This is a genomic window from Aeromonas sobria (assembly GCF_006243315.1).
GTDB lineage: Bacteria > Pseudomonadota > Gammaproteobacteria > Enterobacterales > Aeromonadaceae > Aeromonas > Aeromonas sobria_A.
The window spans coordinates 1-25,066 of the sequence record NZ_NKWE01000010.1; the positions used below are offsets into that span (position 1 = coordinate 1).

Below are 25,066 nucleotides of genomic sequence, written 5' to 3' on the forward strand. Positions count from 1 at the left end.
CAGGTTTTCGGGGGGATTACCCCCCACCGGGGATCGCCACACAAAAATGCAACAACTTTCCCCAATTAGACCGTAAAAGGCTACATCCAAAGGGGTATTTTGCAGGGTGATCACTTTTGTTGATAGCTGAGATAACAACAAATACCCCTATCGAGGTACTCAAATAAAAAAACCTTTAAAACCACGACTTACAAGGCGTTAGAGGGTTATTCATTGCAGGTTAATTTTGTGATGGCACGGGGATTTTACCCATTTGGCATGGCAGAAAATGCACCTTAAGTGGTAAACTCAAGCGCTTTTGAGTGACCTTGCATGTTGAATAATTGTTAGGCCGGAATATTTGGCGTGACCACAGCAGCGACTCATTCAACCACCCGTCGTGATGTATTTCTCGGCGCTAACCAACCTCTCTTCCCGTAACGGTAGTGCAATTGAGTATGATTACAATCAAAAGAGGACTGGACATCCCCGTGCTGGGTGCGCCAGAGCAAGTAATCTACGATGGCCCCGCCATCACCCGTGTTGCGACACTGGGCGAGGAGTTCGTGGGGATGCGACCTACTATGTTCGTCAAAGTAGGTGATCGCGTCATCAAAGGTCAGGATCTTTTTGAAGACAAGAAGAATCCGGGCGTTAAATTCACAGCTCCCGCCACCGGTGTGGTTTCAGAAATCAACCGTGGTGCCAAACGTATTCTCCAGTCTGTGGTCATCGACCTCGACGGATCTGATGAACAGGTGACCTTTGAGCATGTTGCTTCTGCCGAGCTGGCCAAGCTCGAGCGCAGCAAGGTGCAAGATATCCTGATCACATCAGGTCAATGGACTGCATTGCGTACTCGTCCATTCAGCAAAGTGCCGGCGGTAGGCTCTGCCCCGCGCGCCATCTTTGTTACTGCAATGGACAGCAACCCGCTGGCCGCCAGTGCCGAGCTGATTATCAAGGAACAGCCCCAGGCATTCCTCGATGGTCTGGCCGTCCTGACCCGCCTGACCGACGGCACCGTCTATGTCTGTAAAGGCGAAGGCAGTCTGCCCCACTCTCCGCTGGCTCAGGTCAAGGAAGAGATCTTCGTCGGGCCACACCCTGCCGGTTTGCCAGGTACCCATATCCACTTCCTGGATCCGGTCAGTAGCACCAAGGTGCAGTGGCACATCAACTATCAGGATGTGATCGCATTCGGCAAGTTGTTCACCACCGGTCAGATCTGCACCGACAAGGTGATCGCGCTGGCCGGTCCGAACGTGCTCAAACCTCGTTTGTTGCGTACCCGTTTGGGTGCCTGCATCAGCCAGTTGACCAACAATGAGCTGCGTGCCGACGAAAACCGTGTCATCTCCGGATCTATCCTCAGTGGTGCCAAAGCCGAAGGGGTTCACGACTACCTGGGCCGTTATCACAATCAGGTCTGTGCATTGGGTGAAGGTCGCGAGAAAGAGTTCCTTGGCTGGATCAACCCCAGCGCCAACAAGTTCTCGATCACCCGCACCACCCTCTCTCACCTAATGAAGGGCAAGCTGATCAACTTCACCACCACTACCAACGGTAGTGACCGCTCCATGGTACCGATTGGTAGCTATGAGCGGGTGATGCCACTCGACATCCTGCCAACCTTGCTGCTGCGAGACATGATCTCTGGCGATAGCGATGGTGCGCAAGCACTGGGCTGCCTGGAGCTGGATGAGGAAGATTTGGCGCTCTGTACCTTTGTCTGCCCTGGCAAGACAGAGTACGGCCCAGTCTTGCGTGAGTGCCTGACCAAGATTGAACTGGAAGGTTAAGCAATGAGTTTCAAGCAACTTCTTGAAAATATGGAACACCACTTTGAACCGGGTGGCAAGTACGCCAAGTACTACGCCCTGTTCGAAGCGGCATACACCCTGTTCTACACCCCGGGTACCGTTACCCGCAATGCTGCCCACGTCCGTGATGCGCTCGATCTGAAGCGTATGATGATCATGGTGTGGCTGGCCGTGTTCCCGGCGATGTTCTGGGGCATGTTCAACGTAGGTAACCAGGCGATTGCCGCCATTGCCCATATGGGCTCCGCTGCTGGTGCCAGCAGCTGGCAATATGCGCTGGCGACCATGCTGGGCGCCTCCCTCGATCCAGCTGTCGCCGGTATCGGCAGCAAGATGCTGATCGGCGCTACCCACTTCTTCCCAATCTACCTGACCGCATTCCTGGTCGGCGGCTTCTGGGAAGTGCTGTTCGCCATGGTGCGCAAACACGAGATCAACGAAGGCTTCTTCGTCACCTCGATCCTGTTTGCCCTGATCGTGCCGCCAGAGCTGCCCCTGTGGCAAGCTGCGCTGGGTATCACTTTCGGTGTGGTAATGGCCAAAGAAGTGTTCGGTGGTACCGGCAAGAACTTCCTGAACCCGGCTCTTGCGGGTCGTGCGTTCCTGTTCTTCGCCTACCCGGGCCAGATCTCCGGTGATGCCGTGTGGGTTGCCGTTGACGGCTTCTCCGGCGCTACCGCCCTGAGCCAGTGGGCTCAAGGCGGCCAGATGGCACTGATCCACGGTGCAACCGGCCAGGCTATCAGCTGGATGGACGCATTCCTTGGTAACCTGCCAGGTTCCATCGGTGAAGTCTCTACCCTGATGATCCTGCTGGGTGCCGCCATGATCGTCTACATGCGGATCGCCTCCTGGCGCATCATTGCCGGTGTGATGATCGGTATGATCGCTACCTCCCTGCTGTTTAACGTCATCGGTTCCGATACCAACCCCATGTTCAGCATGCCGTGGCACTGGCATCTGGTACTGGGCGGCTTCGCCTTCGGTATGGCCTTTATGGCGACCGACCCGGTCTCCGCTGCCTTTACCAACAAGGGCAAGTGGTGGTATGGCGCATTGATCGGCGTCATGGTGGTGCTGGTTCGTGTAGTCAACCCTGCATTCCCGGAAGGTATGATGCTGGCCATTCTGTTTGCGAACCTGTTTGCTCCCCTGATGGACCACTTCGTCGCTCAGGCAAACATCAAGCGGAGGATTGCTCGTGGCGTTTAATAAAGATTCAACCCTCGGCACCATCAGCGTGGTTACCGGCCTGTGTCTGGCCTGTTCCATCGTGGTATCCGTTGCCGCTGTTGGCCTGCGCTCTACTCAGGAAGAGAATAAGGCGATCGACAAGCAGAGCAACATTCTCGCGGTAGCGGGTGTGAATGTGAACGATGTAGCCAAGCGTGATATCGCCAAGCTATACGGTAACAATATCGAAGCTCGTCTGGTCGACCTCGCGACCGGTAACTTTGTTGAAGGCAAGACCAGCAAGGATGCCGACAACTTCGACACCAAGCTGGCCGCCAAAAATCCAGCGACCAGCATTCGTCTTGCTGCCGCTGACGACAAAGCCAGCCTGCGCCAGATCTCCCAACAGATCCCGGTATTCTTCGCCAAAGACAGCGAAGGCAAGATCGACAGCATCATCCTGCCCGTCTACGGTCAGGGTCTGTGGTCGACCATGTATGCCTTCGTTGCAATAGCTGCTGATGGCCAGACCATCAAAGGCATCACCTACTATGACCATGGTGAAACCCCGGGTCTGGGTGGCGAGATCGAAAACCCGGCTTGGCGCGAACTGTTTGTTGGCAAAAAGCTGTTCAACCAAAGTGGCGAACCGGCGCTGCGCGTCATCAAGGGCCATGCTCCGGAAGGTTCCGAGCATGATATCGATGGTCTGTCTGGCGCGACCCTGACCGGTAACGGTGTTCAGCATACCTTCGACTTCTGGATGGGTCCCAAGGGCTTTGGTCCTTTCCTGGCCAAGGTTCGTGCAGGAGAAATCAACAATGGCTGACAAGAGCGAAATGAAGAAGTTGCTGTTGACGCCGGTGCTTGGCAACAACCCCATCGCCTTGCAGGTGTTGGGGGTCTGTTCTGCACTGGCGGTTACCAGCCAGATGAAGACAGCGTTTGTAATGACCCTGGCGGTCATGGCGGTCACCGCCTTCTCAAACCTGTTTATCTCTCTGATCCGCAATCACATCCCGAACAGTGTCCGGATCATCGTCCAGATGGCGATCATCGCCTCACTGGTTATCGTGGTTGACCAGGTGCTCAAGGCTTACGCCTATGACATCTCCAAGCAGCTGTCGGTATTCGTGGGTCTGATCATCACCAACTGTATCGTGATGGGTCGTGCCGAAGCCTACGCCATGAAGAGCGCCCCGCTGCCCTCCTTCCTGGATGGTATCGGCAACGGTCTGGGTTATGGCGCTATTTTGCTGAGCGTCGCAACCGTCCGTGAACTGCTGGGCTCCGGTACCTGGTTCGGTTTCGAACTGCTGCCGCTGGTGAACAATGGTGGCTGGTACGTGCCAAACGGCCTGCTGCTGCTGCCGCCGAGTGCATTCTTCATCATTGGTCTGATCATTTGGGGCGTTCGCACCAAGGATCCCAAGCAGGTGGAGGCGAAGGATTAAGGTATGGAACACTATCTGAGTCTGTTGATTAAATCGATTTTTATCGAAAACCTGGCACTCTCCTTCTTCTTGGGGATGTGTACCTTCCTGGCGGTGTCCAAGAAGGTTAAGACCTCTATGGGTCTTGGTATTGCTGTTATTGTGGTGCAGACCATCGCGGTTCCGGCCAACAACCTGATCTACAACTACGTGCTTAAAGATGGTGCTCTGGTATCCGGTCTGGATCTGAGCTTCCTGAGCTTCATCACCTTCATCGGTGTGATTGCGGCACTGGTACAGATCCTGGAAATGGCGCTGGACAAGTACTTCCCTGCGCTCTACAACGCGCTTGGCATCTTCCTGCCACTCATCACCGTGAACTGCGCCATCTTCGGTGGCGTCTCCTTCATGGTGCAGCGTGACTACAACTTCGTCGAGTCTGTGGTTTACGGTGTAGGGTCAGGGGCAGGCTGGATGCTGGCAATCGTTGCGCTGGCAGGTATTCGCGAGAAGATGAAGTACTCTGATGTTCCGCACGGTCTTCGTGGTCTGGGCATTACCTTCATCACCGCTGGCCTGATGGCTCTGGGCTTCATGTCCTTCTCTGGTATCTCCCTGTAATCGGCTTTCCTGCAATCAGAAAGGAACGATAGATGGAAATTATTTTGGGTGTGGTCATGTTTACCGTGATCCTGCTGGCACTGGTGGCAGTCATTCTGTTCGCCAAGTCCAAGCTGGTGACTGCGGGCGATGTGACAATCAGCATCAACGGTGACCCTGCCAAGGCTGTTGTAGGCCCTGCTGGCGGCAAACTGTTGGGCGCTTTGGCCGGTAGCGGTATTTTTGTCTCCTCTGCCTGTGGCGGCGGTGGCTCCTGCGGCCAGTGCAAAGTACGGGTGAAATCCGGTGGTGGCGACATTCTGCCAACCGAACTGGATCACATCAGCAAGGGCGAAGCTCGTCATGGCGAACGTCTGGCCTGCCAGGTCACCGTGCGCTCTGACATGGATATCGAACTGCCGGAAGAGATCTTCGGGGTGAAGAAGTGGGAATGTACTGTTATCTCCAACGATAACAAGGCCACCTTCATCAAGGAGCTCAAACTGCAGATCCCGGATGGTGAAACAGTACCATTCCGTGCCGGTGGTTATATCCAGATCGAAGCCCCTGCTCACCATGTGAGCTACAAAAACTTCGATATTCCCGAGGAGTATCGCGGTGACTGGGATCGCTTCAAGATCTTTGAACTGGAGTCCAAGGTCGATGAGCCGATCATCCGCGCTTACTCCATGGCCAACTATCCGGAAGAGTACGGTCTGATCTTGCTGAACGTGCGGATCGCAACTCCGCCGCCCAGCAACTGGACTGCCCCTCCGGGACAGATGTCCTCTTACATCTTCAGCCTGAAAGCGGGTGACAAGGTGACCATCTCCGGTCCGTTCGGTGAGTTCTTTGCCAAAGAGAGCGATGCCGAGATGGTGTTCATCGGTGGTGGTGCAGGTATGGCGCCGATGCGTTCCCATATCTTCGACCAGCTGCGTCGCCTGAACTCCAAGCGCAAGATGAGCTTCTGGTACGGTGCCCGTTCCAAGCGTGAAATGTTCTATGTCGAAGATTTCGACATGCTCGCGGCCGAGAACGACAACTTCAAGTGGAACGTCGCCCTGTCTGACCCACAACCGGAAGACAACTGGGATGGCTACACCGGCTTCATCCACAACGTGCTCTATGAGAGCTATCTCAAGAACCACGAGGCACCGGAAGATTGCGAGTTCTACATGTGTGGACCTCCGGTGATGAACGCTGCCGTCATCAACATGCTCAAAGATCTGGGTGTTGAGGACGAAAACATCCTGTTGGATGACTTTGGTGGTTAATCCATGCACAGTGTTGTAAAGACCTGGCTAGCCTTCGGGCTAGCCTTTTTCTTGACTGGGTGCGGTCAGGAAACGGTCCAAACCAAACCGGAGATCCATATCACCGGTAGCACCATGGGCACTTACTACTCGATCAAAGTGGCTGATGGCATCATCAGTGATCCCGCCAAATTACAGGCTGAAGTCGATGTCTTGCTGGAGCGGGTCAACGACCAGATGTCGACCTATCGCCCCGATTCCGAGCTGTCGCGCTTTAACCAGCATCGCAGTGCCACCCCGATCGTGGTCTCCCGTGATACGGCGCAAGTGGTGACAGAGGCGATTCATATTGGCCGTGAGAGCCAGGGCGCGCTAGACGTCACCGTTGGCCCGCTGGTCAATTTGTGGGGCTTTGGCCCGGACAAAAAGCCAACCAAGATCCCGTCTGACGAGCTGATCACCCAAACCCGCCAAAAGACCGGGCTGGGTAATCTGCATGTAGTGACCTCGGTGGATGCCGACACCCTGCAAAAAGATATTCCGGACCTCTACGTCGATCTCTCCTCTATTGCCAAAGGCTTTGGGGTAGACAAGGTAGCCGAGTATCTGGAACTCCTCGGTAGCCGCAACTATCTGGTCGAAATTGGTGGTGAACTGCGGATCAGTGGTGTCAACAGCAAGGGACATCCCTGGCGCGTCGCCATCGAGAAGCCCACTGCGGGCTCCGGCACGGTGCAAGAGGTGATCATTCCTGGCCATAACGGCGTGGCTACCTCGGGTGATTACCGTAACTACTACGAGCTCGATGGCCAGCGCTTCTCTCACACCATAGACCCACGCACCGGCAAGCCGATCCAGCACCGGCTGGTATCGGTCACCGTCATCCACCCCTCCTGCATGACCGCAGATGGGCTGGCGACCGTATTCATGGTAATGGGAACCGAGAAGAGCCTGGCGTACGCCAAAGAGCGGGGCCTGGCGATCTTCGTGATCACCAAAACGGACGACGGCTTTGAAGAGGCCTACTCCGATGCCTTCAAGCCCTATCTGGTCAAGAAGTAAGAGGTAGAGATGCAGATTTTTCTGATCACCTTCGGGGTCTTCATGCTGGTGATAGCCGCCATGGCTATCGGCTACATCTTCCAGAAGAAGACCATCTCCGGCTCTTGTGGTGGCCTGGGTACGGTCGGCATCGAGAAAGAGTGCGATTGCCCCGAGCCTTGCGATAACCGCAAAAAGAAGATGGCCAAAGAAGAGGCCCGTCGCAAGATGTTGGAAGATAACCGCATCATCTGATCCGGCCTTCCATGCGAAACACAAAGCGCGCCATCGGCGCGCTTTTTCATTGAGGTAACGTTCCTTAATCGTCAGGGCTGGCGCTCGATGTAGAGGATCACCTCACCAAGGTGGATGCCAAATTTGCTAATTGCGGCACGATTAATCAGACGGTCCTCATCCAGCAGATACATCCAGTCATCGAAACTCACCCGCACCGTCTCGCCATCCGGCAGCACCAAATCGAGCTGATAGCGCCAGTTGAGGGCAAACCCCTCAGTCTTGCCTACCGCCTCCCCCACCACATCGGAAGCTGTGCCACGCCAGTGACCATCCGCGCCCTTGCTCAGATACCAGGTGCGGGTCTGCTGACGACCATCGTCAAAGTAGAACTGCTCGAATAGCTCCCCCTTGCCATCTTGCCAACGCCCCACCATCTCGACCCGAAAGCGACTGGTCACTTCGCCGCTACGGTCGGTCACCAGACCATGTGCCACCAGCTTGCCATCAAAGAAGCGAGCAAGATCCCAGTTTGGCCCCTGACCACGATAGTCATCGAGACTGGCGCCACATCCGCTCAGCAAAAACAGGGGTAGCAACAGTAACCAGCGGTACGCACGGTAGAAAGACATCAGAGACTCCATATTCAGAGTTGACCGCGCAGGCGGCGAGTGAGTGCAGGATCGCGACTGTTGTCAGCCAGCCAGATGGCGAGGAATGCAGCCGAGAAGTGCGGATCGGCTAGGGTGCCGAGGGGCTTGTTGTGCCACCAGAAGTGACCCGCCCCCATTGCATCGACATAAAAAGTCAGCTGGTCGCCCTCCTGCACATCGGGCCACAGCGCTGCAAGCTGACCGAGCCAGCGCTGACGCTCTACGTCAGTGCCAAGACCGAGCCGCTGCCACTCTGCGTCGGTGGCACTCAGTAGATCTTCCCGCTCTATGGATCTGGCATAGGTAAGGATTAAAGCCTGTGGATATTGGCCCAGCTTATAGCGGCCACTCTGGCTGTAGAGGGTGGCATCGTAGAGCTTGAACCAGAGCCAGTTCATCTCCCCCTGCCCGACCGGGCGCAACTGTTGCCAGGGGGCCGCAGAAGCGTGCACGGTCGTTGCAATGAGTAAAGTCAGCGCCGCAAGCAGTGGGCTAATTCCACCCCATATGCCAATGGTGGGGGTCTTCCAGTTCATGCCAGTCCATCTCCTGTTCTTGCAAGGTGTTGATATCCTGCACCACCACCTGCACCAGCTGCCCTTGCGCGTCACGCTGGCAGGCAACGACCAGATAGTGGCGATCGGTCAGCTCATGCTGGCTCTCTTTGGTCCATTTGGAAAACAACAAGGTGTCGCTCGAAAAGGTGTTCATGTTGGCTCACCCTCCAGTTTGACCATTACCCACAGTAGTACGGGTAACCACCACATCCAGATCACTGTCAGCACTGCCGCGCTGATCCAGATGCCCCAGGGTAAGTGTACTGCCCCCATGGCGGCACCCGCCACATAGGAGAAGGCGCCCCCCACTATGCCAAACAGCGCCTGCTGCCAGCGGGGCAAGCGCAGCAGCCAACGCATACCATGAGCCAAGGAGAGGGCGAAACCGAGCCAGAGTAGCACCAGCCAAAGTGGAAACCCGGCGGGAAACTGAAACAGCCCGATCCGCCATAGCAGCAGATCAAGCAGACACCCGGCAAGCGCCAGGGGCAACAGCCGCACATCATCCTTGCGGCTGGGTGAGAAGAGAAAATGCAGCAGCAAGATCACCAGCAGCGGGCCCGGTTGCTGCCATTTTACCGCCAGCAACCAGTAGAGGTTGAACCCCAACAGGTGGGCCCACTGCCACATGATTAGTGACCGCTCACTGGCAGTGAACCTGACCAACCAGACGGCCCTGGCTTGGCCGCCTCCAGCTGCACCAGACTGATCGCCCGCTCCCAAAATCCCCCCTCGCAATAGGCGAAGTAGAAGTGCCACAACCGGATGAAATCCTGGCTATAGCCCAACTTGGGCAGCTCAGGCGCCAACGCCAGAAAGCGCTCACACCAGTGGGCCAGTGTACGGGCGTAGTGATGGCCGTGATCGTGCAACCGCACCAGCTGCATGTCGGTCTCTTTGGCAATCAAGCCCGCCATCTGGGATGCACTCGGCAAGCAGCCACCGGGGAAGATATAACGCTGGATGAAATCCACGCTGCGCAGATACTGGGCATGACGCTGATCGGCAATGGTGATGGCCTGAATGAGCAGGCGACCGCCGGGCTTGAGCAGCCGTGACAGCTGGCGGAAATAGTCGGGCAGGAAGCCATGGCCGACCGCTTCGATCATCTCGATGGAGACCAGCTTGTCATAGCGGCCCTCCAGCTTGCGGTAATCCTCCAGCAGCAGGGTGATGCGATCCCCTAGCCCCTCCCGCGCGATCCACTCTTTGGCATAGTCATGCTGGGCCTGAGAGATGGTAGTGGTGGTCACCCGGCAGCCGTAGTGACGGGCGGCATAGACTGCCAAGCCGCCCCAGCCGGTACCGATCTCCAGCAGATGATCGTGTGGCCCCAGCTCGAGCCGCTCGCAGATGGTATGCAGCTTGGCCTGCTGCCCCTGTTCCAAGGTGGCCTCTGCGGTTGGATAAATGGCACTCGAATACTGCATATGGCTGTCGAGAAAGCCCTGATAGAGGGTATTGCCCAGATCGTAGTGGGCGGCAATATTGGAGCGCGATCCAGTCAGGGTATTGCGATTGAGCCAGTGGCGCGCCTTGTTGAAGGGGAAACTCAACCAGCTCAGGCGTCGCTCCAGGCTGTCCAGCAGGGACATATTACGGGCCAGCAACCGCACCAGCGCTACCGGGTCCGGGCTGGTCCACAGCCCCTCTACCCAGGTCTCACCAGCCGCTATGCTGCCCCCCAGTAACAGGCGACGATAGAAGGCGGGGTCCTGCACCACCAGCTCGGCATGCAGATCGGTGCCTGCTACCCCGAAGCTGTGGCGCTCACTACCGTCTCGCAGGATCAGTTGACCATGACCGAGGCGCACCAGCAGCTTGAGTAGCAACTGCTTTGCCCCTTTTTCAATGAAAGAGGCGGATTGTGTGGCTTGCACTAATTCCATTAGCGAGTCTCCGGATGACTAAAAATGGGGGTTCGTTTGATAAAAAGACGCAGGGCTTGCCAGTAGATCCCGAGCAGCACCTTCAGGGTCATCCACGGCCAGCGCACCAGCAGCGCCATCAGCCCCTTGCGTGACAGCGGCTCACGGCTCAGGGCCAGGGTCGCGTCAAACAACTTTGCCTCACCGGACTGGGGATGACTCTCGATGTGGATCAGCGTCTCTTGTGCCGGGGGGCGAATACGCCAGTGATAACGCATCGCCAGCCCCATAAAGGGGGAGACATGAAAATCTTTGTCGTGGGGGGCCAGCGCCGCCAGATCCAGCAAATAGTAGTGGCGCTCGTTCCAGGGGGTGTTCGACACTTCGGCTAACAGATAACGTGCCTCCCCTTGCCGGTAGCAAAAATAGAAGTTGACCGGGCTGAAGTAAAAACCCATGCAGCGCACATTGCCAAGCAGTAGTACCCGCTCACCGGGCTCTGCAGTGCCACCTAACTCTGCCACTTTCTGCCACACCGCCTGTTTGAGGTTACCCTGACTGCCTTTGAGGTAATCATCACGATGAAAGGAGAGCAGCCCCGCCCGCTCCACCCCGAACCAGCGCCCCTGATCCAGCGTCGCGACCTCATCCAGATCCAGCCCCAGCATAAACAGGCTGTAGGAGAAGGCATGCGCCCGTGGTGCAAAACGGCGATGGCGCACTGACCCCTGCCAAATGGCACTGATGGTCTGTTCAGCCGCAGCGGTACTCATAAACTGGCCCCAAAGCGTTCGGCTACATCCAGCGCGCTATGCACCCCGTCTTCATGAAAGCCGTTGTACCAATAGGTGCCGCAAAAATGGGTGTGGCGCTGACCGCAAATCTCGGCACGCCGCTGCTGGGCTGCGATGGAGGCCTGATTGAACACTGGATGGTGGTAGACGAAGCGACGCAACACCTTGCTCTCATCCACCTTGCCCTGCGGGTTGAGGCTGACACAAAAGGGTTCCGAGGATTCAACACTCTGCAAGATGTTCATGTTGTAGCTCACCAGCGGCCGCGCCTCGTCATTGCCATCGAGCTGATAATTCCAGCTGGCCCAGGCTTTCTTGCGGCTCGGCAAACAGCGCGCATCGGTGTGGAGCCAGACATCGTTCGCCTGATAAGTCATGTCACCGAGAATCGCTTGCTCCCCTGAGCTGGCATCTTGCAACAGGGCCAGCGCCTGATCGCTATGACAGGCGAAGATCACCTCGTCAAACCGCTCCTCACCGTAACTACTCAGGATCACCACGCCGTCCGTGTCCCGCCGCACGCTCTGCACCGGACAAGCGAGCCGGATCTGTTGCTGCCAACCCGCCGTAAGGGGGCCGATATATTCCCGCGAACCGCCCGGAATGACATACCACTGGGGGCGATTGGCCACATCCAGCAAGCCGTGGTTGGCAAAAAAGCGCAAAAAGAAGCCCAACGGAAAGGCGCGCATATCCGCCAGTGTCGAAGACCAGATCGCCGCCCCCATGGGCAGGATGTAATGACGGGCGAAGTAATCGCTAAAATCACCGGCCAGCAAAAAATCCCCCAGGGTCAGCTGATCGCTATTCCCTTCGAGTTGCGAATCGGCCAACCAGGCGCGAGCATCCCGGTTAAACCGCAGGATCTCGCCAACAAAACGGTAAAAACGTGGGCTTAGCAAATTGCTGCGCTGGGCAAACAGGGTATCGAGGTTGTGACCGTTGTATTCAAGCCCCTCCGGGCTTTTGACTGAAAAGCTCATCTCGGCAGGTTGCCGTTCTACCCCGATCCGGGCCAGCAACTTCAAAAAATGGGGATAAGTACGGTCATTAAACACAATAAAGCCGGTGTCGATGGCGTAGTTACGACCCGCCAGACTCACATCAACGGTCGCGGTATGGCCACCCAGGGTTGGCGCTGCCTCAAACAACGTAACATCGTGCAACTTGTGCAGTAGAAAACCGGCGGAGAGACCGGAAATTCCGGAGCCTATTATGGCTATCCTTTTCTTCATTTATTGTGTCCTTTCGAAGTAAGCGAACCACCGAAACGCAGCCACAATCCCACCGGTAGCGCCCCAAGCAGGCGCAGCAACCAGATGAAACGACGGGGAAAATGGATCTGATGGTGACCCGCAGCAAGCCCGTCCATGATAGTGCGGGAGGCCTGCTCCACGGTCACCAGACAGGGCATGGGAAAATCATTCTTCGCGGTGAGGGGGGTTTTGACAAAACCGGGGCGGATCAGGGTCACGCCGATCCCCCTCACCGTAAGATCCAGCCGCAAGGTAGCGGCCAGATAATCAAGCGCCGCCTTGGAGGCACCGTAGGCTTGTGCTCTTGGCAAGGCCAACCAGCTGACAGAGGAGCTGACCAGCGCCAGCCGCGCTCCCCGATGCAGCAGCGGTAAAAATGCGTCAAGCGCATAGCCGGTAGCAATGAGATTGGTCTCGATCACCCGGGCAAACAGGGCGCTGTCAAAGCCCTCGGCAACATCCATGTATTCACAATTTCCGGCATTGAGGATCAGCAAGTCCAGTGGCGGCAAACTGCTAGCCAGCTCTTTCATGGCAGCCAGGTCACGGGCATCAAATTGCAGCGGGGTGATGCCCGCTTGCGCCAACTCCTGTAACCGCTCACCATCCCGACCACAGCCCCACACCTGCCACCCGGCCTGCTGGTAATCCAGCGCCAGCTGACGACCGATCCCTGAGCTGGCGCCGGTGATCAATACGCGTCCATTCATGAACCCAATCTCCCTCTGATCGCTCGTACCACTGAGCCCAGTAGCGGCAACTGCTCGTAGAGCATGGCGCCAAGATCAAAATAATCACGGTGCATCACTACCTTACCAAGCTTGTCAAAGGTGAGTCGAGTGGCACCTTCTACCGTGACCGCCTGACCGCTGGCCAGCCGCGGATGAGAAAAACGCATTATCCAGCTGATCCATGCCTCCTGCCCTTGCTGCTGCTGACTGGTGATCTCGAAGCGGCAGTAGGCGAGGCGCTGATACATAGCAGCAAAATAGTCAGTAAGCGCTGCCAGCCCGTCGATACGATGCGCCGGATCGACGAAAATGACCTGCTCGGCATAGATCTCTGGCAAGCGGTGCAGTTGCTGCTTGTCCAGTTGCTGATAGAGCGCAATAAAGCTGGCCAGCGGATCCTTCATCCTATTTCTCCTGATTTCGAAACATCTCGATGGCTCTCACCCGGGCAACCGCGTGATCCACCATGGGTGCCGGATAATCCTGTCGCCCTTTGAGTCGTAGCCAGTCATGGGGCTGATGCACATAAGGCGGGGGAGTATCGGCAAGTTCAGTTACCCAAGTACGGATAAACTCCCCTTGTGGATCAAATCGTTGCCCCTGAGTGGTGGGGTTAAAGACCCGAAAATAGGGCGCCGCATCGGCGCCGGTACCCGCCGCCCACTGCCAGCCACCGTTGTTGGCCGCCAGATCCCCGTCAATCAGTTGACTCATGAAGTAATCCTCCCCCAGCCGCCAGTGAATATGGAGATCCTTGGTGAGAAAGCTCGCCACTATCATCCGCAGCCGGTTGTGCATCCAGCCGGTGGCGTTGAGGCAGCGCATCGCCGCATCGACGATGGGGTAGCCGGTGCGCCCCTCGCACCAGGCGGCAAAGGCATCCGGATCCCAGCTCCATGGCAAGGCTGCCGTTTCCGGCTTGAAGGGACGATTCATCGAGAGGGTCGGGATCAGCACCAGCAGGTGGCGATAGAACTCACGCCAGATCAGCTCATTGAGCCAGACAAAGCCTGGCTGGGCCTTGGTCTGGGGTCGATAGCCAAGCCGCTGCTGGAGCGCCGCCACGCACTGACGGGGACTGATGATGCCCGCCGCCAGATAGGGGGAGAGCACCGAGGTGCCGGCGATGGCAGGGAAATCCCGGGTCTCGCCATAGTCGAGCACCGCCTGCTCCAGAAAATCGTTCAAACGGCGCCGGGCTTCCGCCTCCCCCACCGGCCAGCGGGGATCTGCCGTCAGCTCGCCGAGCGCTTCATCAACCCACTCCCGCTCGGCGAGCGGCTGCCACGGCAACGGCTCGCCGCGCGCGACAGGGGCGCGGTGAATGACAAAACCCTCCTCGTCGAGGGCCTTGAGCCAGGCTCGGCTGAAGGGGGTGAAGACCTTGAACATCTCCCCCGAACCGGTCAGCACCCGCCCCGGCGGCAATACGCAGCAGCCGTTGAGCCAGTGACAACTCACCGCCTGCTCTGCCAGCGCGGCAGTAACGGCGTGGTCGCGGCGCTGCTCGTCGATCTCGATGGCCTGATTGGCATAAAGTTGGGTCACCCCCAACTCGCGGCTTAAGTCAGCCAGCGCCGCGGGCACCTCGGCAAAGGTCTCCACTCGCAGCAGATGGAGCGGGATACCGAGCGCCGCCAGTTCACGGCCCAGCACATCCACCTGCGCCAGCATAAAGCGCTGACGGATGGGTGCCATCTTGTGCTGCCGCCACTGGGTGGGGGAGACGATAAAGAGCGCGGCCACCGGCTCATCATCGGCGCAGGCACTCTTGCCACAACAAGCGCGCAGTGCCGGGTTGTCGGCAAGGCGCAGATCATTGCGCAGCCAGACCAGCTTCATGATTTTTTCCTCCCGCGCCCGCGGGCACCGCCCGTAGCAGGTGCATCCGCCATCAGCTCGGCAAGGCTCGCCTGCCAGCCGTGGGCTTTAAGCCACTCGCCATCGTAGAGGCGCCCCAATTCGCCAAACAGGCGCGTGCCTGCGGGCCAGCCGGCGGCCAGCTCCTGCTTGCCAAGCCCCGCCCCCAGCAACACCAGCCAGGGAGTGACGGCTCGCCCCTCCAGCAGACTTGCATGGCGCGGTTCGACTGCCCCCAGCAGTTGCACCTCATAGCCCTGACCGATCAGCTCATAAGCGGCCCACACCAAATCAAGGGGGCCGACCTGTCCCCAGCTTGCCAAGGTGACCGGCTCCCCCTTCTCCTGCTCAATCAGGTGGCGGGCGAAGCGGGTATGGAGCCAGCCCAGCCACACCTGTTGCAGCAGCTCACCATCGGGCCGCTCGCGCCACAGCCCCAGCAGCCGCTCCACCAGCGGTTGTAGAATCCGGCTGCGTACCAGATCGAACGGGTAGCTTGCCAGCAGATCGTTGAGCTCGGCCTCCGCCTTGCGCTGGTTAAAGGCGAGCAGCGCCTGACTGAACTGCTCCAGGGTTTGCTGCCAGTGATCACTCACCGGCTCGGCGTGGGGTTCGCTCAAGAGCCCCTTCACCTGCCCGATGCTCACCCCCCGATCCAGCCAGCTCAGGATCTCGCCGATCTGGCGAATATCCTGCTCGCTGTAGAGGCGGTGGCCCTTTTCGGTACGGGCCGGTTGCACCAGACCGTAGCGGCGCTGCCAGGCGCGCAGAGTCACGGCGTTGACGCCGGTGAGGCGGGAGACCTCGCGAATGGGGTGGATCCCCTCATCAGCCAGAGGAGCAACTTCTTGCGATAAATCAGACATGACAACGTCCATCAAACAGAGGAGTGAAGCTCCCCGGCGCAAGCTATGCGCCGGGGTAACAGAACAGATTCAGAGCCCGTAACGCAGTTTCAGCGTGTTGGGATGAAGGTCGAGATAGACCTGCTCGACCGCACAAAACCGCATTCTCAGAGCCCGTAGCGCAGCTTGAGCGTGTTGGGATGAAGGTCGAGATAGACCGACTCGGCCGCACAAAACCGCATTCTCAGAGCCCGTAGCGCAGCTTGAGCGTATCGGGGTGCGGATTGAGATAAACCTGCTCGGCGAGATAGGGATTGGGGTACTCGCGCAGGTAGTGACGGATCAGGGTGAGCGGCACCAGCAAGGGGAAGATGCCGGTGCGGTACTTGTCGATGGTATCGGCAAGCTCCTGCTTCTGGGCCGGGGTCAGCACCCGCTTGAAGTAGCCCTGCAGGTGCATCAGCACATTGGTGTGGCTGCGGCGGTTGGCCCGCAGGGTCAGCGCCGTCATCAATCCCTTGATGTAGTTGTCAGCCACCTCCTGCACATTGGTGGACTTGCCCAGATTGCCGAGCAGCTTGCCGAGGATGCGATAGTGGGTGGTGGCGTGGGAGAGCACCAGATACTTGTAGCGGGAGTGGAAGCGGATCAGCGCAGAGGCAGTGATGCCGCGGGCGCAGAGCTGCTGCCAGTCGTGATAGGCAAAGACCCGCAGCACGAAGTTCTCCCGCAGAATGGGGTCGCACAGGCGGCCATCCTCTTCGACCGGCAGCAAGGGGTTGGCTTCCATCAACGCCTTGGCAAACAGGCCGATCCCCTCCTTGGCGCTCCCCTCGTTGTTGGCGCCATAGACCTTGACCCGCTCCATGCCGCAGCTGGGGGATTTGGCGCAGAGGATATAGCCGGAGATAAAGTCGAGCTGGCGGGCTTTCTGCTCGCTGAAGGCAATCAGCTTTTCGGTGACATCGAAGCTGCCATTGCTCGCCTCGGCGCGGATCTCGCCGTGACGCTTGACCAGCCGGATGGCGGCGCGGGGCGCCCCCAGACCGATGGCCATTTCGGGGCAGACGGGGTGATAGTCAAAGTGAGCGCCAAGATCCCGTTCGCAGAAGCTGGAGCGCTTGTGGCCCCCATCGAAACGCACCTCTTGTCCCAGCAGGCAGGCACTGATACCGACTTTAATCTTGTACATGATGACGCTCCTTGTATAAGTACTGATTCAGTTATAGCAGTTATACAAAGAAATGGAAGTTGTATAACTATTTGCGACTGATACGACACAAGGAGAAAAAAGGGATCACCGGAAAAAGAAAAAACCCATGGCAAACGCCATGGGTAAAAATCAAGACACTACGGAGTACAGGAAGGAAAATCAGAAGCTGTACTTCACACCCAGGCTGGAGATGGAGCCTTTTTGCAGATCCCAGTTGCGATAGGTGTAGTCGGCAGTCAGCGCCCAGTTCTGGTTGAGCTTGTAGGCACCGCCCACCTTGAAGTCGTGCATATCGTCGGTCATGTTGGCGTAGCGGTAGGCGGTGGAGAGCTCGATGGCGCCGATGTCGTAGCGCAGACCCACTTCACCGTACATGCTGCCGCTGCTCTTGCGGCTCACCAGATCCCAGCCCTTGACGTCATAGGCCTGCTCGCGCTCCATGGTGTAACCCATCAGACCGGTTTCACCGTAGAGGTTCAGGCCGGTGCTGAGCGGGGTGAAGACACCGATACCCAGGCTGCCGATCCCCATGCTGTCATTGCCGTGCTGGGCAGAGGTGCCCTCGGAGAGCAGACGGCCGTAGAAGTTGTTGGCGAACGATTTGGAGAGATCCAGCGTCACGCCGCCAAAATCGCGAGTGCCCTGATTGCTGGCATCACGGGGGAACAGCAGGTTGTTGTTCAGATAGTCGGATTTGGTGTGCGCCCAGGTAGCGGAACCCTTGGCGTAGCTGAAGGCATCCTGCGCCATGGCGGAAGTAGAGGCAAACCCGGCCAGAACCAGAAGAGAGACAGTTGCTTTTTTCATGATGATAACTCCATGTGATTGGGCCCGTTGCTAGCGAGCTGGTATGGAGTCATTGTGCGGCCAGGTTCCCGGCTTGCCGAGCTGCAAGCTGTTGCAGAACCATGTCAGATGTAAGCAGATATTGCAGGGGGTGTCAGCGGCAACAAGTTGCCGGCCCAAACGGTTTGCATGGGCCGGAACAGCGAAAAATCAGCGGAATACCACCTCGTCAATTTCGACCCGCACCAACGGCTGACCGGTCAATCCGGCAGGACGGGGGATCTCGATGGCCAGCGACGGACGGGCTTGCCCCTTGCGCAGATAGGTCTCCGGCAGGCGGTTCTCGGCGACCCAGAAGCGGGCCTCCTGACGGCTCAGTTGCACACCATCAGCACTGAACAGGGTCACCATGCCGCGCACCCCGACCACATTGCGGTTGCCGGTATTGCTCACCATAAAGGTCAGCGCCAGCGGGTCAGATCCCTCGATCTTGTCCAGCTTGACCAGCACACCATCGCGCGCCATCTGGGCGAGCAGTTCCGGATTGGCCTTGGCCTGATCGGTCAGTACCGGGGCGGCTACCGCCACCACGGCCCCCGCCTTCCCATCAGCAACCACGCCCTGCACGGGGTCTGCCGGTTTGACCACCAGATACTCCCAGGTGAAGTCATCGTTGAGCTGAACCTGCCGGCCATCGGGCAGCGTCACCTGAGATAGAGGGGCGGCCTGCGCCAGCACGGGTGAGAGGCACAGGGCAATCAGCAGACGGGAGAAGGGTTTCATAGGGCGAAGCTCGGTAACGGGTGAAAGGGCGACAGTATAAACAGTCCCGTCGCCCCTTGCCTATGACAGCACTCACGTTCTGACGCCCCCGTCGCTCGCCTGCAGGCTAGATGGCGATCTCGTGCCGCTCTTGCTGCGCCATATCCAGGGTCACCAGATCGAACTCGGTCCCCTTGAGGGCAGACAGAATATCCGATTGCATATCAAAGGCCTGCGCACGCTGATGCTCGGGCAGGCGCACCCGGGCCAGGGTGGTGGTGCAGTCGCACAGGGTATGGAAAAAGACCTGCGCCTCGTCCAGCCCCATGTCGGCCAGCATCTGCTCGGCCTGATCCACCATCCGCAGATAGCGCTGCTCCAGCAGCCGTGGATTGGCGAAGCGATTACTGAGGCAACCGTTGCTCCCCTTGCCCCAGCGACCGAGCTGGCGTTTGTGGAAGCCGTAGCGATAATCGCGACGCATCAAGCCGTTGTCAGCAAAGAACCAGATGGTATTGGCAGGCAGGGAACCGAACTGGGCCAGATAGTCGTCACGCTCCTCCACCGCAGCGGGGATCAGCAGCGGCAGGTGAGACCACTCCACACGGGTCTGCACATGCTCATAAATGCGGCGAACCGGATCGATCAACCCTTCCATATGTGGCAGGCGATCACAGAAAACGATCTCATCGCTCTTGACGATCCAGTGGTCGATGCCATAGCGCTGGCAATAACGCTTGGCACGGGCCACTTCGCTGCGACTGCGAGTCGGATTATCGAGGGTAATGGCGTGGATCTTGACGCCAGCGGCGCGGCACAGATCGATGCTGTAGCAGGATTCCAACCGTCCCGAAAAAGAGACAACCAGCTCGTCAAAACTTGCCAGTCGCTCAATCAATAGCTGTTCCCTGGCTTGAAAAGCGTGATCATATCCCTGATTCAGTACAACGACATTGTCACCCATTAAACAGCTCCGAATGATGAACAGGTGCGCGATTGTGGGGGAAACAAGCTGAATAGACCCTTAAAGAGTCTGGTTAAATTTAAAACTTGATGGTTATTTCCTGTGATTCTGCCGCTAAATCTTCATTTTGAGCGTCATAAACTCGCAAGCGAGCCTGATACACCTGATGAGCCCGCAAAAAACCCTGAGCTTGATCCAGCGAGGCAAAGGTCAAACGCCCATCATCGCTGTCGGTCAGGCAGAGACACTCCCCTTCCGCCTCGATGCAGAGCTGATAACCGCTGCCATCCTTGCAGGCGATGATCAGGGTCGCCTCGGGATAGTGACTCAACCAGTTGCGAAACCGGCCATGCTCCATAGTGCTCCCACAGGGGCATCACCCCTTGCCGGTGGCGGGCACACAGCCCAGCTCACCCAGTTGCTGGCGGCAACTCGCCGCGTCGGTGAAGACGATCCCCCTGATGCCGAGGGCCGCGGCGGCCGCGATGTTGGCGGGACTGTCATCGATGAAGATGCACTCTGCCGGTGTCAAATCGAACGATACCAGCAGATAGCGATAGATATCCGGCTCAGGCTTCATCATCCGCACCCGCGCCGATACCACCTTGCCGCTGAAGAAGCGCCAGAAATCCTGATGCTGCTCCAGCCAGTCGATGCTGGCGTGACCCATGTTGGAGAGGGCATACAGGGTGTGCCCCGCCCCGTGCAGCTCGGCTATCAGGGTCAGCATAGCGGGATCTGGCAAGAGCGATGCGGGAACCGCCTGTAAAATGGCCAGATTCTCCGCCGCCGAGAGGCCGGTACGCGCTTGCGCCTCCCGGGCCATGGTATGCAGCGACATGGTGCCTCTGTCCACCTCCAGCCAGTCCGGGTGGTTAAAGAGCTGTTCCGCCAGCTGCTCGGCACCTTGCGGGCCACGCACCGAACGCACTATGCCCACCGGATCCCAGCTCACCACCACCCGTCCCAGATCGAAAATAATGGTCATCCGCTTCCCCTCCCTCACCCTCTGAATGTTATTCAAACGGAATCGATATATCCCGTTTACACGCCGCGTTCTTAACCGGATACCCTGCCCCTATCCCCGCCCGTGGGCAAGTTTTACTTGCATCAGACCGACAAATCCCTTAATGGTTAGGGCGTTACAATCAGGATTCTGACCATGCAGCCAACATTCTTCTTTGCTTTCTCGTTTATCCGGCCCACTTGAGGGAAGGCCTGTCGTCATGTGAGCAGCAAGCAAAGACGAATCGAGCCTCCCTTAGCGGAGGCTTTTTTTTGCATTAATATCAATCGATTACTTGGATAGGGAACAATCATGGCAACGCTCGACGAGATCAGACAAGACATCACCCGGTTGGATCAGGAGCTGCTTGCCCTGCTGGCAAAACGCAAGGCCCTCAGCATCGAGGTGGCCCGTGCCAAACAGGCCAATCCCCGCCCCATCCGTGACCACCAGCGGGAGCAGGATCTGCTGGTCGCCCTGATCCAGAAAGGGCGCGTGCTGGGGCTGGATGCCCAGTACATCACCCGCATCTACCACACCATCATCGAAGATTCTGTGCTCTCCCAGCAGGCCTATCTGCAGAGCCTGCTCAACCCGGAGCAGCAGGAGCCGATGACCAGCGTCGCCTATCTGGGGCCGCGCGGTTCCTACTCCAGCCTCGCCGCCCGCAAATATCTGGCCCGCTACAAGGATCAGGTGATCGAGGTGAACTGCCAGAATTTTCGCGAAGTGCTGGATGCGGTGGAGTCTGGCCGCGCCGCCTTTGGCGTGCTGCCCATCGAGAACACCAGCTCGGGCTCCATCAACGAAGTCTATGACGTGATGCAGCACACCAGCCTCTCCATCGTCGGCGAACTCACCTACCCCATCGAGCACTGCATCCTCACCGCTGTGCCGACTGAGCTGAGTCGCATCAAGACCTTCTATGCCCACCCGCAGGTGTTCCAGCAGTGCTCTCACTATCTGAGTAAGCTGGAAGGGGCCCGTCACGAGATCTGCGACTCCTCCTCCAGCGCCATGATGAAGGTCAAAGAGCTGGCCAGCCCCGAAGCTGCCGCCATCGGCAGCGCAGCCGGCGGCGAGCTCTATGGCCTGGACGTACTGGCCGAGCATCTTGCCAACCAGAAAGAGAACTACAGCCGCTTTATCGTGGTAGCGCGCAAGCCCATCGACGTGGCGCCGCAGATCCCGGCCAAGACCACCCTCATCATGTCCACCTCCCAGAAACCGGGTTCGTTGGTCGAGGCGCTGCTGGTACTGCGCAGCCACGAGATCAACATGACCAAGCTGGAATCCCGTCCGGTGCAGGGCAACCCGTGGGAAGAGATGTTCTATCTGGATGTATCGGCCAACCTGCAGACCCCGGCGATGCAGGCCGCACTGGTGGAGCTGACCAAGATCACCCGCTATATCAAGGTGCTTGGCTGCTACCCGAGTGAGGATGTCAAACCCACCGCAGTGCCGCCAGTGCTGATGGGGAGCTAAACCGCCCTGAATGACAAAAGGCGAGCACCACATGCTCGCCTTTTTTTGATGCCTGTTTTGATGCCTGTTTTCAGATCAGGCTCATCAACTCAGAACTGACCGGCCATCAACTGGTTGATGTTGTAGAGGGCGCGAGTATCGAGCTCCATCTCGGTGGCATAGGTGTTACCGCGCGGATAGGAGGCGACCACCCGGGCACCACGCACCATACCGGCCACCGACACGTCCAGCGAGTTGGAGGTCTGGGTCAGGTCACGGTAGCTGCTCTGGCCACGCACTTGCTGGCCATTGAGCTGCTCGGCCAGCTCACGATAGGCATCCATCTTGGAGGCGCGAATGGCTTGCAGCATCTTCTCCGGCTGGGAGGGGCCGGGCTGGATGTCGATCACCGCATAGCCCACCGCCTTGAGCACCGGAAAATCATCGGGCTTGCCACCCTGGGTGTAATCCACCACCCGGTTGTAGCTGCAACCCGTCAGCAGGAGGGCCAACAGGCAACCAAACAGGATCTTCATGACTCGCTCCTTACGGGGTCAGGTTAACCAGATGACCGCCCGGCCTCGCCTGACTGTCACGCATCAGATAACCGCGATTGATCGATGCCCGGCCAAACGAGTTGTTGGCACCGAACAGATATTTTTGCGGGATCAGACTCTGGGCCGTGGTCTCCACCATCTTGGTGCGCATGTCGATAACGCGGGCGTTGACCAGGATCCCCTTGCTGTTGCGGCTGAAAGTACCGACCAGAATGCGGGAGATTGGCAAACGGGAAGAGAGCTCCTTGTAGTTGCGGCTCAGTACGAAATCCCCCTGCGGCGTCACCTTGATGCTGCCGGTCAGCTTGAAGTCCACCACCACCTCGCCGCGGCGGTTGAGCTCGTAGATAAAGCTCTCCTCAATCTGCTGGCCCATCCAGTTGGTGTCCTGCAGGGTATCGAGATCGACGAAAGAGGCTACCGCGATAGGCTCGGTCAGGGTGGTCAGCGATTTGCGCTCCATCAGCTGATCGGTCATACGCGCCACCAGCCAGTTGAGCTCCATCCCCTGTGCCGCCTGACGGGGGTCACCCTGCTCCCGATTGATAGGGTCGGAGCCACACCCGGTCAATGCCAGAGCAAGCGCCAACGCCGTGATGAGTTTGTTCATGGATACCTTTCCTGTATCTGCACCTGACTTGTTATCGGACCGGCCGGACAAAGCTTGAGCCGGGAATGAGGCATGATTCTTGCTTTTTAATGACCATCGTCAGCGCAACCGTGCGCTGCCACCCGGCAAGTGTTGTGATCCATGTCGGCCAGTGGGTGTCATCTCCTCAGGAAGTGGCGCGGCTGCCCGCCAACTCAAGGTATCTGCTATGAAATTACCGCTGCTGTTGACCCTGCTGCTGGCCAGCCTGAGCGCCCGCGCCGAGCTTATCGAAGCACAGGGCAGCGCCGCCATTATCGGGGGCGATGAAGTCTATGCCCGCGAGCAGGCGACCCGCGACGCCCTGCGTCAGGCCCTGCTGGCAAGCGGTGCGGCTGTCTCCAGCGTTCAGCGTCTGGAAAATGGCAGCCTGCGCTCCGAGCAGATCCAGATCCGCTCCGGCGGCGATATTCGCCAGTACCGGCTCAAACGGGAAGAGGTGCGCAACGGCCGCATGTACATCACGCTGATGGCCGACATTCAGGCCGAGCGCCAGATCTGCCAGACCCAGCACTTCGCCAAGGATTTGACACTGGTGAGGCTGCGGATACGCTATCCGGATCAGGCAAGCTATGGCGCCATGGATGACATGCCGGAGAACCTCTCACGCCGGCTGTTCGAAACCCTCGCCAACGCCCCGCAAGGAGTCGCGGTGCGCCAGTGGCTGGATGAAAACCTGCGCATCGACCCGCTCCACCTGCAACAGGGAGACCGCAGCGCCCTTGAGGAGATCAAGGCGCTCAGCCTGCGTACCGACAGCCAGTATCTGGTGCTCGGCAGCATCGACGATCTCTCCATCGAGCCCCAGGGCAATCAGCTGACCAGCTGGTATGAGGATCCGGTGCGCAACTTTCGCATGCAGCTCTACCTGTTCGACGGCATCAACGGCAGCCTGGTCAACCGCAAGGTCTACGAAGGGCGCGCCACCTGGACCTTCGGCAAGCGGGAGCAAGTGGGCAGCAGCAGCGGCCAGTTCTGGCAGTCAAGCTACGGCCAGGAGGTCAACTACCAGCTGCAACAGGCGGCTCAGGATCTGGTAGCCCAGCTCACCTGCGCCCCGGTCACCGCCCGGGTGGTCGGCCAGAACGAGCGCGGCCCCTACATCAATCTGGGGCGGCGCAACGGCGTCAAGCTCGGCGACCAGTTCCGCATCCAGCACAACGCCGACTTCATCGACCCCTACGGCAAGTCACGCATGATGCGCAACCCGGCTGACGGCCTGTTCGAAGTGGTGCAGGTATTCGACGATGGCGCCATCATCAGCAGCCAGAACAAATATTCACCGTTTAACATCCAGAATGGGGATTTGGCAGTATTGGAATAAGAATCAAGGGTTTAAAAGGGAGTTGCTTCTTGTATAATGCCCGCCACAACGCTCCCGTAGCTCAGTAGGATAGAGCGGTCCCCTCCTAAGGGACAGGCCACTGGTTCGACTCCAGTCGGGAGCACCATATAAAACAAGGGGTTGGCATCGTCATGGTGCTAACCCCTTGGTCGTTTTTGGTTCTGGTGTACTTGTTTAATGAACTGTAGGTTTTGATGGGCGTTGTTTCCCAAATCAG

29 protein-coding genes, 1 tRNA gene and 1 other annotated feature are annotated in these 25,066 nt (G+C 58.2%); of the genes, 11 read left to right on the plus strand and 19 right to left on the minus strand.

The window, feature by feature from the left end; genetic code table 11:
• The first annotated feature begins 437 nt into the window (after positions 1-437).
• Genes CF137_RS02840 through nqrM form a run of 8 tightly spaced genes read left to right on the plus strand, consistent with a single transcriptional unit; the run spans position 438 to position 7,560 of the window.
• Entirely contained in the window at positions 438-1,781 is a 1,344-nt protein-coding gene (locus tag CF137_RS02840) for a Na(+)-translocating NADH-quinone reductase subunit A (protein ID WP_101316194.1), read from the plus strand.
• A gap of 3 nt (positions 1,782-1,784) precedes the next feature.
• Positions 1,785-3,014 (plus strand): NADH:ubiquinone reductase (Na(+)-transporting) subunit B, encoded by a 1,230-nt coding sequence (locus CF137_RS02845; protein ID WP_042019970.1) that lies wholly within the window; start codon positions 1,785-1,787, stop codon positions 3,012-3,014.
• On the plus strand, positions 3,004-3,804 hold the full coding sequence (locus CF137_RS02850; RefSeq protein ID WP_101316196.1) for a Na(+)-translocating NADH-quinone reductase subunit C: 801 nt from the start codon (positions 3,004-3,006) through the stop codon (positions 3,802-3,804). Before CF137_RS02845 ends, CF137_RS02850 begins: the two co-directional genes overlap by 11 nt.
• Positions 3,797-4,429: an NADH:ubiquinone reductase (Na(+)-transporting) subunit D gene (locus tag CF137_RS02855; protein ID WP_042019967.1), complete on the plus strand. Its 633-nt coding sequence runs from the start codon at positions 3,797-3,799 to the stop codon at positions 4,427-4,429. The genes CF137_RS02850 and CF137_RS02855 overlap by 8 nt, the downstream gene beginning before the upstream one ends.
• Before the next feature lie 3 nt (positions 4,430-4,432).
• Positions 4,433-5,029, plus strand: coding sequence for an NADH:ubiquinone reductase (Na(+)-transporting) subunit E (gene nqrE, locus CF137_RS02860; protein ID WP_042019965.1), 597 nt, complete (start codon positions 4,433-4,435; stop codon positions 5,027-5,029).
• A 32-nt stretch (positions 5,030-5,061) separates the two neighbouring features.
• Positions 5,062-6,285, plus strand: a complete 1,224-nt coding sequence (nqrF, locus tag CF137_RS02865) for an NADH:ubiquinone reductase (Na(+)-transporting) subunit F (RefSeq protein WP_101316197.1) — start codon at positions 5,062-5,064, stop codon at positions 6,283-6,285.
• Between the two features lie 3 nt (positions 6,286-6,288).
• Positions 6,289-7,326 (plus strand): FAD:protein FMN transferase, encoded by a 1,038-nt coding sequence (locus CF137_RS02870; RefSeq protein ID WP_139717753.1) that lies wholly within the window; start codon positions 6,289-6,291, stop codon positions 7,324-7,326.
• A 9-nt stretch (positions 7,327-7,335) separates the two neighbouring features.
• Positions 7,336-7,560 carry a (Na+)-NQR maturation NqrM gene (nqrM, locus tag CF137_RS02875; RefSeq protein ID WP_042019960.1) on the plus strand — a complete coding sequence of 75 codons (225 nt, stop codon included), beginning with the start codon at positions 7,336-7,338 and terminating at the stop codon, positions 7,558-7,560.
• A 71-nt stretch (positions 7,561-7,631) separates the two neighbouring features.
• On the opposite strand, the gene CF137_RS02880 is transcribed toward nqrM, so the two are convergent.
• The 17 genes from CF137_RS02880 to CF137_RS02960 form a co-directional block, all read right to left on the minus strand.
• The gene (locus tag CF137_RS02880; protein WP_139717755.1) at positions 7,632-8,171 is read right to left on the minus strand and encodes a DUF3833 domain-containing protein; all 540 of its coding nucleotides are present in this window, start codon (positions 8,169-8,171) and stop codon (positions 7,632-7,634) included.
• 14 nt (positions 8,172-8,185) lie between these two features.
• On the minus strand, positions 8,186-8,728 hold the full coding sequence (locus tag CF137_RS02885; protein ID WP_139717757.1) for a chalcone isomerase family protein: 543 nt from the start codon (positions 8,726-8,728) through the stop codon (positions 8,186-8,188).
• The gene (locus tag CF137_RS02890; protein WP_042019957.1) at positions 8,685-8,903 is read right to left on the minus strand and encodes a TIGR02450 family Trp-rich protein; all 219 of its coding nucleotides are present in this window, start codon (positions 8,901-8,903) and stop codon (positions 8,685-8,687) included. Before CF137_RS02890 ends, CF137_RS02885 begins: the two co-directional genes overlap by 44 nt.
• Positions 8,900-9,379: a DUF2878 domain-containing protein gene (locus CF137_RS02895; protein ID WP_139717760.1), complete on the minus strand. Its 480-nt coding sequence runs from the start codon at positions 9,377-9,379 to the stop codon at positions 8,900-8,902. The genes CF137_RS02890 and CF137_RS02895 overlap by 4 nt, the downstream gene beginning before the upstream one ends.
• A 2-nt stretch (positions 9,380-9,381) precedes the next feature.
• Positions 9,382-10,638 (minus strand): SAM-dependent methyltransferase, encoded by a 1,257-nt coding sequence (locus CF137_RS02900; RefSeq protein ID WP_139717762.1) that lies wholly within the window; start codon positions 10,636-10,638, stop codon positions 9,382-9,384.
• Positions 10,638-11,390 carry a DUF1365 domain-containing protein gene (locus CF137_RS02905; protein ID WP_139717764.1) on the minus strand — a complete coding sequence of 251 codons (753 nt, stop codon included), beginning with the start codon at positions 11,388-11,390 and terminating at the stop codon, positions 10,638-10,640. Before CF137_RS02905 ends, CF137_RS02900 begins: the two co-directional genes overlap by 1 nt.
• Positions 11,387-12,646 (minus strand): NAD(P)/FAD-dependent oxidoreductase, encoded by a 1,260-nt coding sequence (locus CF137_RS02910; protein WP_139717766.1) that lies wholly within the window; start codon positions 12,644-12,646, stop codon positions 11,387-11,389. Before CF137_RS02910 ends, CF137_RS02905 begins: the two co-directional genes overlap by 4 nt.
• Positions 12,643-13,377 carry an SDR family NAD(P)-dependent oxidoreductase gene (locus CF137_RS02915; protein ID WP_139717767.1) on the minus strand — a complete coding sequence of 245 codons (735 nt, stop codon included), beginning with the start codon at positions 13,375-13,377 and terminating at the stop codon, positions 12,643-12,645. The genes CF137_RS02910 and CF137_RS02915 overlap by 4 nt, the downstream gene beginning before the upstream one ends.
• The gene (locus CF137_RS02920) at positions 13,374-13,802 is read right to left on the minus strand and encodes a nuclear transport factor 2 family protein (RefSeq protein WP_139717770.1); all 429 of its coding nucleotides are present in this window, start codon (positions 13,800-13,802) and stop codon (positions 13,374-13,376) included. The genes CF137_RS02915 and CF137_RS02920 overlap by 4 nt, the downstream gene beginning before the upstream one ends.
• Before the next feature lies 1 nt (position 13,803).
• Positions 13,804-15,240, minus strand: coding sequence for a deoxyribodipyrimidine photo-lyase (gene phrB / locus CF137_RS02925; RefSeq protein ID WP_139717772.1), 1,437 nt, complete (start codon positions 15,238-15,240; stop codon positions 13,804-13,806).
• On the minus strand, positions 15,237-16,124 hold the full coding sequence (locus CF137_RS02930; protein WP_139717775.1) for a MerR family transcriptional regulator: 888 nt from the start codon (positions 16,122-16,124) through the stop codon (positions 15,237-15,239). Before CF137_RS02930 ends, phrB begins: the two co-directional genes overlap by 4 nt.
• Positions 16,125-16,347: 223 nt before the next feature.
• Positions 16,348-17,295: a YbgA family protein gene (locus tag CF137_RS02935; protein WP_139717777.1), complete on the minus strand. Its 948-nt coding sequence runs from the start codon at positions 17,293-17,295 to the stop codon at positions 16,348-16,350.
• Between the two features lie 180 nt (positions 17,296-17,475).
• Positions 17,476-18,123 (minus strand): autotransporter, encoded by a 648-nt coding sequence (locus CF137_RS02940; protein ID WP_101316222.1) that lies wholly within the window; start codon positions 18,121-18,123, stop codon positions 17,476-17,478.
• A gap of 189 nt (positions 18,124-18,312) precedes the next feature.
• Entirely contained in the window at positions 18,313-18,885 is a 573-nt protein-coding gene (locus CF137_RS02945; RefSeq protein ID WP_139717780.1) for a DUF3157 family protein, read from the minus strand.
• A 106-nt stretch (positions 18,886-18,991) separates the two neighbouring features.
• Entirely contained in the window at positions 18,992-19,828 is an 837-nt protein-coding gene (locus CF137_RS02950) for an adenine nucleotide alpha hydrolase family protein (protein WP_139717782.1), read from the minus strand.
• Positions 19,829-19,907: 79 nt separating this feature from the next.
• Positions 19,908-20,186: a DUF6482 family protein gene (locus CF137_RS02955; protein WP_101323840.1), complete on the minus strand. Its 279-nt coding sequence runs from the start codon at positions 20,184-20,186 to the stop codon at positions 19,908-19,910.
• A gap of 18 nt (positions 20,187-20,204) precedes the next feature.
• The gene (locus CF137_RS02960; protein ID WP_139717784.1) at positions 20,205-20,816 is read right to left on the minus strand and encodes an HAD family hydrolase; all 612 of its coding nucleotides are present in this window, start codon (positions 20,814-20,816) and stop codon (positions 20,205-20,207) included.
• 170 nt (positions 20,817-20,986) lie between these two features.
• Positions 20,987-21,108 (plus strand) — a sequence feature (Phe leader region).
• A gap of 38 nt (positions 21,109-21,146) precedes the next feature.
• On the opposite strand from CF137_RS02960, the gene pheA reads away from it, so the two are divergent.
• The gene (pheA, locus tag CF137_RS02965) at positions 21,147-22,319 is read left to right on the plus strand and encodes a prephenate dehydratase (protein ID WP_139717786.1); all 1,173 of its coding nucleotides are present in this window, start codon (positions 21,147-21,149) and stop codon (positions 22,317-22,319) included.
• 89 nt (positions 22,320-22,408) lie between these two features.
• On the opposite strand, the gene CF137_RS02970 is transcribed toward pheA, so the two are convergent.
• On the minus strand, positions 22,409-22,834 hold the full coding sequence (locus tag CF137_RS02970) for an LPP20 family lipoprotein (RefSeq protein WP_139717788.1): 426 nt from the start codon (positions 22,832-22,834) through the stop codon (positions 22,409-22,411).
• Between the two features lie 10 nt (positions 22,835-22,844).
• Positions 22,845-23,465, minus strand: a complete 621-nt coding sequence (locus CF137_RS02975; RefSeq protein WP_139717790.1) for a FlgO family outer membrane protein — start codon at positions 23,463-23,465, stop codon at positions 22,845-22,847.
• A 208-nt stretch (positions 23,466-23,673) separates the two neighbouring features.
• Here CF137_RS02975 and CF137_RS02980 point away from each other — a divergent pair, with 208 nt between their 5' ends.
• Complete coding sequence (locus CF137_RS02980; protein WP_139717792.1) at positions 23,674-24,828, plus strand: flagellar assembly protein FlgT; 1,155 nt, start codon at positions 23,674-23,676, stop codon at positions 24,826-24,828.
• Between the two features lie 50 nt (positions 24,829-24,878).
• Positions 24,879-24,955 (plus strand) — tRNA-Arg (locus CF137_RS02985).
• Positions 24,956-25,066 lie beyond the last annotated feature (111 nt).